The organism is Bradyrhizobium sp. STM 3809 (genome assembly GCF_000239795.1).
Lineage (GTDB): Bacteria > Pseudomonadota > Alphaproteobacteria > Rhizobiales > Xanthobacteraceae > Bradyrhizobium.
In genome coordinates, this window is the sequence record NZ_CAFJ01000691.1 from 1 (window position 1) to 11,121 (window position 11,121).

Below are 11,121 nucleotides of genomic sequence, written 5' to 3' on the forward strand. Positions count from 1 at the left end.
GCCGAGGCTCTGCTTCAGCGCGTCCATCAGGCTGACGACGTTGCCGGGCCGCTCCTCCGGCTCCGGCAGCTTGATCTGCTTGCCGGAGGCCTTGCGCTTCACGAGCGCCTTCAGTGCCGTCTCGTACTGATCCTTGAACTCGGAAGGCCTGAAATGCGCGGCCTTGGTCTGGAGGATGTGGCCAGCCAATTCGACCATGTCCTTGGTGATCTTCGGCGACTTGATGTCGTCGAAGAATTCGGCTTCGTCGCGCAGCTCGTAGGGGAAGCGCAGGGTGGTGCCGAGCATGCCCTTGCCCATCGGTTCGAGGGCGATGATGTGCTCGCGATGCGTCAGCACGATGCGCGCCAGCGCGACGCGGTCCTGATCCTTCATGGCGTCGCGAATGACCGCGAAGGCGTCGACCGCCGCCTTGCCGTCGGGAGCGATGTAATAGGGGTGGTTGAGATAACGCTGGTCGATCTCCTCGCGCGGCACGAAGCTGTCGATGTCGATGGTGTGATTGCTCTCGATCTGGACCGCCTCCAGCTCCTCCGGCTCGATCTCGACATACTGCCCCTTGGACAGCTCATAGCCGCGGCCCTTCTGGTCGCCCTCGACGATATCGCCGGTCTCGGCGTCGATCATCTGCTGCTTCAGCCGATTGCCGGTCTCGCGGTTGATCAGGTGGAAGCGGGTCTTCTCCACGGAGGTGGACGCCGGATAGAGCACGACAGGGCAGCTGACGAGCGAGAGTTTGAGCGAGCCTTTCCAATAGGCGCGGGGGGCCATTGTGATCTCCGTAGACGAATGAGGTAAGGCGCAACGGGCGAGCGCAGCAGCGGGTTCCATCGCTGCAGCCAAGAGTGACTCGGCAGGCTGTGTCTGCCCGTCGGGTTACGATGTCGCACCAACTATCGCTTGCCACGTCGGGCAAATCAGATCGATGCTTCCGCGCATCCCGCCTCATGCAGAGGGCGTACGCGTCGTCACGATACGTGGAGTGCGGGAGGCGATGGACGAGACGGCAGCGTGCGCTTCACGCGCGGACGAGCGCGGCCTCTCGGACGTGAAGTCGCGTGGTCCTGGCGCCCCGAAGCTGGCGCCAAGTTCGTGCTGCTGACGAGGCGCGCGGACGACGGTGGCTACAAGCCGGACACCGGGGAGAGCGCGGAGTAAGCGTTAACACCATCGCGCAGGGAGGGCCGGTCGATGGCCGTACCTGTGGTGACTGCCGCCTGCTTTTTGTCTGCAGGCGGGCCATGGGCCGCGGTCAGCACCCGGCCTTCCCTACACCCTCTCGCTTGTGCGGAGGGCGGACCGCAGCCGAACCCGGGCTCGTCGAGCGCTGGGAACGCGGAACTTTGCCCGGTGTTATCTTGGGGATCGGCCGGTTCCACCACCCCGCCGGCTTTGCTACGCTACCACTCGACGCGAGGGACCGCCGTGGCGCTCAAGAAGCTTTCCACCTATCGCAAGAAGCGCGATTTCGAGAAAACCGCAGAGCCATCCGGTGACGCCAGGGTCGCCCCTGCCGCGCGGCCGCGCTTCGTCATCCAAAAGCATGACGCCACGCGGCTGCACTACGATCTCAGGCTCGAGTTCGGTGGCGTCTTCAAGTCCTGGGCGGTGACCAAGGGGCCGTCGCTCGATCCGCATGACAAGCGGCTCGCCGTCGAGGTCGAGGACCATCCGCTCGACTACGGCGATTTCGAAGGCACCATTCCCGATGGCGAATATGGCGGCGGCACCGTCATGTTGTGGGATCGCGGCTATTGGGAGAGCGAGGACCCCGAACGCGGCTTCGCGAAGGGCGACCTGAAGTTAACGCTTCAAGGCGAGAAGCTGCACGGCAGCTGGGTGCTGGTGCGGATGCGCCATGATCGCAACGGCGGCAAGCGCACCAACTGGCTGCTGATCAAGCATCGCGACGAGTTCGCCAGGGAAGGCGAGGCCAACGACATCCTCAGCGCGGACAAGTCGGTCGCGTCGGGCCGCTCGATGGAGCAGATCGCGGCCGGCAAGGGCAGGGCGCCGAAGCCGTTCATGCTGGCCAAGACGCAGCGCATGAATGCCGACGCGGTGTGGCACTCCAACCGCAGCGACGGCGAGACGACGTCCAGCAAGGGGGCGACCAAGGCGTCATCGCCCAAAACCAAGGCTGCGAAGGCCAACACTGCGAAAGCCAAGGCCGCGAAAGCCAACACCGCGAAAGTCAAGGCCACGAAGGCCGGGAGCGCGAAGGCGCAGCGTGCGGCGAAGACGATCGAGCCGAAGACCATCGCGTCGCTGCCCGATTTCGTTCCGCCCGAGCTCTGCACCTCCGTCGCGGCGCCGCCGAGCGGCGAGGGCTGGGCGCACGAGATCAAGTTCGACGGCTACCGCGTGCAGATCCGGGTCGAGGACGGCCAGGCGACCTTGAAGACGCGCAAGGGCCTCGACTGGACCGCCAAGTTCGGCGCGATCGCGGAAGCAGCGGCCGAGCTGCCGGATGCGATCATCGATGGTGAGATCGTCGCGCTCGACAAGGACGGCAATCCGGATTTCTCGGCGCTGCAGGCGGCGATCTCGGCCGGCCAGACCGACGAGCTGGTGTTCTTTGCATTCGACCTGATGTTCGTCGACGAGTTCGACCTGCGCCGCCAGCCATTGCGCGAGCGCAAAGAGCGACTGAAGAAGCTCTTGAAGGCCCACCTCAAGAGCAGAACGCCTGTCATCCGCTATGTCGAGCATTTCGAGAGCGACGGCGAGGCCGTGCTGGAATCGGCGCGCAAGCTGAACCTCGAAGGGATCGTCTCGAAGAAGCTGGAGTCCGCCTATCATTCCGGCCGCAGCGAGAGCTGGACCAAGGCCAAGACACGGCCGGGCCATGAGGTCGTGATCGGCGGCTGGAAAACGACCAACGGCAAATTCCGCTCGCTGATGGTCGGCGTCAACAAGGATGATCATCTCGCTTATGTCGGCATCGTCGGCACCGGCTTCGGGCAGGACACGGTGAAGGCGATCATGCCGGCGCTGAAGGCGGCCGCATCCGACAAGAGCCCGTTCAGCGGCAAGAACGCGCCGCGCAAGGCTCGCGAGGTGCATTGGCTGAAGCCCGAGCTGGTCGCCGAGATCGAGTTCGCCGGCTGGACCGCGGACAACAATGTCAGGCAGGCTTCGTTCAAGGGATTGCGCCAGGACAAGCCGGCACGCGAGGTCGTCGCCGAGGAGCCGGTCGCCGCAGCGAAGGTTGCGAAGCCCGTGGCACGCGCCGCGGCGACGGTCGCGACCGGCGGCACCACGGTGCACAAGACGCCGGCTCGATCCAAGAGTTCGGCGACGGTGATGGGCGTCGCGATCTCCAAGCCGGACAAGGCGCTGTGGCCCGATGCCGGCGATGGCGAGCCGGTGACAAAGCTGGATCTCGCCACCTATCTCGAAGCCGTCGGCGACTGGATGATCGGTCATCTGAAGGGACGGCCGTGCTCGATCGTGCGTGCGCCCGACGGCATCGGCGGCGAGCGGTTTTTCCAGCGGCACGGCATGCAGGGCATGTCGGACCTGCTCGAGCTTGTGAAGGTGTCCGGCGATCGCAAACCCTATCTGCAGATCGACCGTGTCGAGGGCTTGATCGCGGTGGCGCAGGTCGCGGCTGTGGAACTGCATCCGTGGAATTGCGCGCCCGATGCCTATGACGTACCGGGGCGGCTGGTGTTCGATCTCGACCCGGCGCCGAACGTTGCGTTCGAGGAAGTCATCGCGGCCGCGAAGGAGATGCGGCAGCGCCTGAAGTCGCTTGGCCTGGAGAGTTTCTGCAAGACCACCGGCGGCAAGGGCCTGCACGTCGTGACGCCGCTGCTGCATGGCGCGCGCGACAAGGTGAGCTGGCCGGAGGCGAAGGCATTTGCGCAAGGCGTGTGCCAATGGATGGCCAATGACAGCCCCGACGACTACCTGCTCAACATGTCGAAGAAGCTGCGCAAGGGAAAGATCTTCCTCGACTATCTGCGCAACGACCGGATGTCGACGGCGGTCGCCGTGCTGTCACCGCGGGCGCGGGACGGCGCGACGGTGTCGATGCCGGTGACCTGGGCGCAGGTGAAGAACGGGCTCGATCCCCGGCGCTATACGGTCCGCTCGGTTCCGGCGCTGCTGGCCAAGAGCAACGCATGGGATGGCTATGACGAGGCGGCTGGAGCGATCAAGCCGGCCATCAAGACGCTGGCGAGCAAGCTGTGAAGCTTGTTAGCTCGCTCGGGCAGGCGTGGTTCATGCCACGCCTGCCCGCCGAGGAATTATCGCAAGTGGATCAGATCCGTCCGAGCAGGACGAGGATCAGCACGATGATGATGATCAGGCCGAGGCCGCCGCCGCCGTAATAGCCGGTGCCGTAGAACGGGCCGCCGCCGATGCCGGAGAAGCCGCCGAGCAGGGCGATGACGAGAATGATGAGGATGATCGTTCCGATGGACATGTACTTCCCTCCAGAGCCCGGCAGCGGGGCGGTGCGTCACTCTGCCTTCGCCGAGGAAACTGGTCGGAACTTCGAAAGTTCCGGAGATGGATCAGGTAAAATCGGGTGTGTGGCTTTGCGGCCGTATGCGCCGATGACTACATGAGATCGGGTGTTAGTCAGGAGAGCGCGATGTCAAGGCCGCTTGTCGTTTCCATTCCGCATCGCCTCGGCAAGGACGAAGCGGTGCGCCGCCTGCAGTCCGGCCTGAGGCGGGCGGCCAGCAGTGTTCCCGTGCTCAGTGTCGATGAGGAGCGCTGGGAGGGCGACAAGATGATCTTTCGCGTCCGCGCGATCGGCCAGGCCGCGTCTGGGCATGTGGACGTTGCCGAGGATCACGTGCGCGTCGAGGTCACGTTGCCCTGGCTGCTGCAGCGCTTTGCCGAGGCCGCGCAGAACGCCATCCGCAGCCGTGGACAGCTGCTGCTGACGAAGAAGAGCTGATCAGTTGGGAGCCGCCTGAGGCGCCGTCCGTCGCTGATCGACTTGGCTGGCTGCCGGTTCCGTGCGCGCGGAAAGCACGGCTGCCGGCAGATGGGTCAAGATGGAGGAGACCGACAGAGTGCCGTCCTGGATGTTCGGAGCCGTGTAGCCGGGAACATGGACCTCCGCGTCGAATGCATCCGCGTGCGGCCAGACCCGGCCGTTGTCGGTGAACGGCGCCAGCGTCCGCGCGGCGACCACGATGACCGCGTCGCGGCCGCGACGGCGCGCAAAGGCGATGATGTGATCGGCGTGACGGCCGGTGACCTCGAGAGGCTGGTAGGAGCCGTCGGTGAACACCGATGGCATTGCGTTGCGGAGCTCGAGCAGGTGCCGCGTCCAGGCGAGCTTGATGCGGCCATCCGGCCAATGGTCGGCGAGCTCGGCCCAGTCCGGCCTCTCGCTATTCCGCAGCGCCTGCTCGCGCGCGGCAAAGTCGACCGGGCGGCGGTTGTCGGGATCGACCATCGACAGATCCCAGAACTCGGTGCCCTGGTAGAAGTCGGGAACGCCGGGCATCGTCGCCTTCAGCGTGAGCTGCGTCAGCGAATTGAGTGCGCCGAGCAGCACCACACGTCTGGCGACGGTCTCCAGCGACTGCAGGAACTCCGCCGACCGTTCGCGGTCCAGGATGCGCTCGATGAAGCTGCGCAGGCCCTTCTCATAGCCCTCATTCGGATTGAGCCAGCTCGTCTCCTCCTTGCCCTCCCGCGCCGCCTTGAGCGCGTAGGCCTGCAAGCGATCGGGAAGACTGTCGTCCCAGCCCTTGGCCGGCCAGATGCCGACGAGTGTCTGGTAGAGCATGTATTCGAACGTCGCCGAGGGCGCGCGCATTGGGCCGTCGGTGACGACATGCGGTGCGTTCATCGTCTTCCAGCGCGCCACCGCCGAGGTCCAGTCGTTGGGCAGCTCGGTCAGCGCCGCAAGGCGGGTGCGGGCATCCTCGCCGCGCTTGGTGTCGTGGGTCGCGGTCGCGGTCATGCCGTGCGGCCAATGCCGGACGCGATCCTGCATGAGCTTGTGGAAGTCGGCGATCGCGAGCGCCTGCGCAGAGGGATCGCCGCCGACCTCGTTGAGCGCGAGCAGGCGGTGGAAGCGGTAGAAGCCGGTATCCTCGAGCGACTTCGCCATCACGGGCCCGGTGAACTGCTGCACCTTCAGCGCGAAGCGGCGAACGCGCGGGACGGAGTGGGTGGTGTTGCGATCGCGCTTGATGAGATCCATCGTCAGCGCATCGCGCAGGAAATCGAAGATCGAGCCGTCGGAAGCGAACCATTCGGCGCGCGCGCCGGCGATGGCGTGGTCGATCAGCTTGCGGTCGGCCTCGGTCGGGCCGGCGCCGGTGAGATAGGTGCGATAGACCGGGAAGTGCAGCACATAGAGTTCGAGCGCCTGGCGCAGGCTGTCCTCGGAATAGTCGCGCGTGGAGTAGTGACCGTTGGCGATGCGCGCCAGCAGGCGGGTCAGGACGGTGAACTCGCTGGTCAGCAAGGTCTCCAGCACGCGCCGCTTGGCCTCCTTGATGACCGGCGCGAGCTTCGGCGGCTTGTTGCTGATCTGCCGCCAGATCTCGTCGAGCGGCTCCCGCCCCTTGCCGTCGATCAGGAGCTGCGTGATGACGTTCATCCACTCATAGCCGGTGGTGCCGTGCACGCCGGCGAAACTCGGCAGCTTCTCGTGCTCGCAGAGGATCTTTTCGATCACGACGTAGAACGGCCCCGCCGCGGGGCCGCGGGCGTCGCGGACCAGCCGGCGCAGGCGCTGGAAGTATTGTGCGGGATCGCGCAGGCCGTCGATATGATCGAGCCGCAGCCCTTGCAGCTGGCCGTCGGCGATCAGTTTCTTCACCAGCCGATGGATCGCCTCGAACGTCCCGGCATCCTCGACACGCAGGCCCGCCAGCGTGTTGACGTCGAAGAACCGGCGGTAGTTGATGTCGCTGGACGCGAGCCGCCAGTGCCCGAGCTTGTAGTGCTGGCGTTCCAGCAGATGATGCAGGGCCAGCGTTTGCGCGGGACGGCCTTCGCCGGCCTTGTAGGCGGCGAGGCCGCGGGCAATGACGTCAGCCGCACCAGGAATCGCCCTGAGCGCCGCCTTGAAGGCCGGCGCCTCCTTGCGATTGGGATGGCGCAGGCCGCGGTACTGCGAGGCGAGCTCCAGGATGGCCTTGCCAGTGTCGCTACCTTCCTCGCCGGCCTCCTTGACGATGATGCGCAGCATCTCACCATAACGCTCGGGTGCGATCGGCAGGCGGTGCTCGAAGTACCAGCAGGAGAAGGAGCCTTCGCTCGAATCGTAGCGCAGCTCGATGTCGCCATGCTCCAGCGCATGACCATAGGAGGTGCCGATGATCGGCAACAGAACGCCGCCGCGCGCGCGATACGGCAGCTGGTCCCAGTCGATGTCGAACGACGCGGCGTGCGGCGAAGCCTGCCCCCATTCGAGCACGTCGAGCCACCAGGGATTGTCGTCGTAATGCACGCCGACATGGTTGGGAACGAAGTCGAGGATGAGACCGAGGTCGTGCGCCTTCAACGCGGCGCTGAGCTCGGCGAATCCCTGTTCCCCGCCGAGTTCCGGATTGAGCTTGGAATGGTCGGTGATGTCGTAGCCATGCGTCGAGCCCTTGCGCGCCGTCATGAACGGCGAGGCGTAGACATGGGTGATGCCGAGCGCCTTCAGATAGGGGACGACGCGCGCCGCTGCCTCGAAGTTGAAATCGGCGGTGAGCTGCAGACGATAGGTCGCGAGCGGAATGGCTGGAGGCATGGCTATCCTCCGATGCTCCAGAACACCGACCAGGGTGGCAGGCGATCTCCGGGCGCGCCGCCCCAGATCGGCGTGCCAGGGTGGGTGGCTGGGGCGCTCGCGATCTCCTTGTCCGAGAGGTTGGCGAGCAGCTGGAGCGTGCTGCCATCGCCCATCACCCAATGCGCGGTCAGCCGGCCGTCATCGCCGACCTCGGCGGTGCCGAAGCTCGCGCCGGGCAACCGCGGCGCCACCTGCTTGTGCCGGACCGCGAGAAGATCGCGCACCAGCGCCAGCCGTTCGCGGCCCGGCGACGTATCGCGGGCCTCCCAATCGATGACTGCGGACTTGAAGGTCTCGATGTCGAGCGGGTCGGGGACCTCGTCGCCATACTTCGCGTATGCCCACTCATACTCCCTGCGGCGCCCCTTGCGCACGGCATGCGCGAGATCGCCCTGGAAGTCGCAGAAGAACGGGAATGGTCGCGTCGAGCCCCACTCCTCGCCCATGTACAGCATCGGCACGGTCGGCGCGAGCAGCGTGACCGCCAGCGCCGCTGCAATGCCCTCAGGCCGTGCCAGGGCTTCGAGACGGTCGCCGAACACGCGGTTGCCGATCTGGTCGTGGTTCTGCAGGAAGTTCACGAACGCAGCGGGGGCGAGATGACCGCTCGGCTCGCCCCTGGCAATGCCGCCCCAGAAGGCGGCCTGCTCGCCCTGATAGACGAAGCCGGAGGCGAGCGCACGGGCGAGGTGGCGGCGCGGCGACTGCTGGTAGTCGCCGTAATAGCCGCCGCTCTCGCCTGTCAGCATCACATGCCAGGCATGGTGATAGTCGTCGTTCCACTGCGCGCGGAATTTGCCGCGCGGCGGCTCCTCAGCGGAGTCCAGCATGCTGGCGCGGTTGTCGCCGTTCTCCAGCACGAGATGGATGTGCCGTCCTGTCTGTTCCACGAGCTTTCCGACAGCGGCGCTCAGATCGTGCAGCATCGGGATCTCACCCTCGTTGTGGAGGATGTGATTGACGGCGTCGAAGCGCAGCCCGTCGAAGCGATAGTCGGTCAGCCAATGCAGCGCATTCTCGATCGCGAAGGCGCGCACTTCCGGACGGCGGTAGTCGATCGCGCTGCCCCACGGCGTATGCGCGTCGGTGAAGAACGTCGGCGCATAACGGCCGATGTAGTTTCCTTCCGGGCCGAAGTGATTGTAGACGACGTCGAGGAACACCATCAGCCCGCGCAGATGGGCCTCGTCGATCAGCGCGCGCAGATCGTCAGGACGGCCGTAGACGCTGTCGGGCGCATACAGCAGCACGCCGTCATAGCCCCAGTTGCGCGAGCCCGCGAAATCCGCCAGCGGCATCAGCTCGAGCGCGGTGATGCCGGTCTCAACCAGATGATCGAGCTTGTCGATCATCGCGCGATAGGTACCGTCCTGGGTGAAGGTGCCGACATGGCTCTCCAGGAACACCACGTCCTGCCACGGCCGCCCGCGCCAATCCCTGGCGCGCCACGCATAGGCGCCGTGATCGATCACCTCGCTCGGGCCGAACACGTCCTCGGGCTGGAAGTCGGAGCCGGGATCGGGAACGTCGAGTTCGTCGTCGATGCGAAACTTGTAGCGCGCGCCGGCGCCGACACCGGCCACGTCCAGCGTGTACCAGCCGCCGTCGCGGCGCTGCATCTCGTGGTGGCCGTCGAGCACCAGATCGACGCGCCTGGCGGCGGGCGCCCACAGCCGGAACGTCGTGCCGTCCTGGGTGATGCGAGGTCCAAACTGCCGCACCGTCATGCCAGGCCCGCATATGCCAGGACCGAGCGAGGCGGGGCTTTGAGGTCGCTACCCGCCGAGAAGTCGACCTGCTTCTGCTGGGCTTGGGTGGTGTCGAGAACCTGTTGCCACGTCCTGTATTCGGCAAGCTTGGGCAATTTGAATCCGATCTCTTCGGGGGCCGCGTTCAGAACGATAAAGATCGGAGCCTGCTCCTGTTCCACCGGGGCGAGCACATAGGCGAGAAATCGTCCGTCGGGAAAGGTCCAGTCGGTTTGCGTCATCTCCTCCGCCGAAGGCGTCAGCCACAGCACGCCGAAGCTGCCGTCCGAGCGGCGGCCATCGAGCCAGCGGCGCGCGCGGATCTGGCCGAAGCGCCGGCGCAGCTCGGTCATGTGCGCGATGAAATCGATGAGGTCATCACCCTCACGGCCCATGCCACTCCAGTCGACCCAGCCGACCTCGTTGTCCTGGCAATAGGCGTTGTTGTTGCCGCCCTGCGAGTTGCCGACCTCGTCGCCGGCGAGCAGCAGGGGTAGGCCTTGCGCGAGAAACAGGCAGGCGAGCTGGTTCTTGCGCGACTGCCGGCGCAGCGCATTGATCACGACGTCGTCGGTCGGACCCTCGTGGCCGAAATTGTTGCTGTGGTTGTCGTTGGAGCCGTCCCGATTGTCCTCGCCGTTCGCCTCGTTGTGCTTGCTGTTGTAGGCGAACAGATCGGCGAGCGTGAATCCGTCGTGGACCGTGACGTGGTTGACGCTGGCGCGCTGGGTGCGGCCGTCGTGATTGAAGATGTCCGACGAGCCGGTCATGCGGCTCGACACCTCGCCGATCAGGCTGCCTTCGCCGCTCCAGTAGCGGCGCATGGCGCTGCGATAGCGGTCGTTCCACTCGGACCATTGCGAGGGAAAGGCGCCGACCTGATAGCCGCCGAGGCCGACGTCCCAGGGCTCGGCGACCAGCTTGACGCCGGCGAGCACCGGGTCCTGGCGGATCGCGGTGAGGAAGCCGCTGCGCCGGTCGAAGCCGTGCTTCTCGCGGGCCAACGTGGTGGCGAGGTCGAAGCGGAAGCCGTCGACGTGGCAGACCTCGACCCAGTAGCGCAACGAGTCCATCACCATCTGCAGCACGCGCGGATGCGTCAGGTTGACCGACGAGCCGCAGCCGGTGAAGTCGTCATAGAAGCGCGGATTGTCCGGCTTCAGCCAGTAGTAGGAGACGTTGTCGATGCCGCGGTAGCACAGCGTCGGGCCGAGATGATTGCCCTCGGCGGTGTGGTTGTACACCACGTCGAGCATCACCTCGATGCCGGCGTCGTGCAGCCGCGCCACCGTGGTACGGAACGCATCGAGCGGGTTGTCCTGCGCGTAGCGCTGCTCGGGGGCGAAGAACGAGATGGTGTTGTAGCCCCAGTAGTTGACCAGCTTCTTCTCGACCAGCATGCGGTCGTCGATGAAGGCATGGATCGGCAGCAGCTCCACCGTGGTGACGCCGAGCCGCTTCAGATGCTTGATCATCGCGGGCGACGACAGCCCGCCATAGGTGCCGCGCAGATTGGGCGGCACGTCGTCGCGCCTGTTGGTCAGGCCCTTGACGTGGGCCTCGTAGATGATCGTGTCCTCCCACGGGATCTGCGGCCGCATCTCG

At 65.8% G+C, this 11,121-nt stretch carries 7 protein-coding genes; 2 read left to right on the top strand and 5 right to left on the bottom strand.

Annotated elements, in window-relative coordinates; genetic code table 11:
• Positions 1-771, bottom strand: a 771-nt coding sequence (gene ku / locus BRAS3809_RS30385) for a non-homologous end joining protein Ku (RefSeq protein ID WP_035659477.1), incomplete at its 3' end; no start/stop codon positions are given.
• Between the two features lie 654 nt (positions 772-1,425).
• On the opposite strand from ku, the gene ligD reads away from it, so the two are divergent.
• Positions 1,426-4,200, top strand: a complete 2,775-nt coding sequence (gene ligD / locus BRAS3809_RS30390; RefSeq protein WP_008965850.1) for a DNA ligase D — start codon at positions 1,426-1,428, stop codon at positions 4,198-4,200.
• Positions 4,201-4,270: 70 nt separating this feature from the next.
• Here ligD and BRAS3809_RS35330 read toward each other — a convergent pair whose 3' ends face one another.
• Entirely contained in the window at positions 4,271-4,435 is a 165-nt protein-coding gene (locus BRAS3809_RS35330; RefSeq protein ID WP_008965851.1) for a DUF3309 family protein, read from the bottom strand.
• 171 nt (positions 4,436-4,606) lie between these two features.
• Here BRAS3809_RS35330 and BRAS3809_RS30395 point away from each other — a divergent pair, with 171 nt between their 5' ends.
• Positions 4,607-4,918, top strand: a complete 312-nt coding sequence (locus BRAS3809_RS30395; protein WP_008965852.1) for a polyhydroxyalkanoic acid system family protein — start codon at positions 4,607-4,609, stop codon at positions 4,916-4,918.
• Here BRAS3809_RS30395 and treY read toward each other — a convergent pair whose 3' ends face one another.
• The 3 genes from treY to glgX all read right to left on the bottom strand — a co-directional run.
• Positions 4,919-7,726: a malto-oligosyltrehalose synthase gene (treY, locus tag BRAS3809_RS30400; protein ID WP_008965853.1), complete on the bottom strand. Its 2,808-nt coding sequence runs from the start codon at positions 7,724-7,726 to the stop codon at positions 4,919-4,921. It lies immediately after the preceding gene.
• 2 nt (positions 7,727-7,728) lie between these two features.
• The gene (gene treZ, locus BRAS3809_RS30405) at positions 7,729-9,495 is read right to left on the bottom strand and encodes a malto-oligosyltrehalose trehalohydrolase (protein ID WP_008965854.1); all 1,767 of its coding nucleotides are present in this window, start codon (positions 9,493-9,495) and stop codon (positions 7,729-7,731) included.
• Positions 9,492-11,121 (bottom strand): glycogen debranching protein GlgX (gene glgX / locus BRAS3809_RS30410; RefSeq protein ID WP_035659480.1); only part of this gene is annotated, 1,630 nt, incomplete at its 5' end. The genes glgX and treZ, both read right to left, overlap by 4 nt.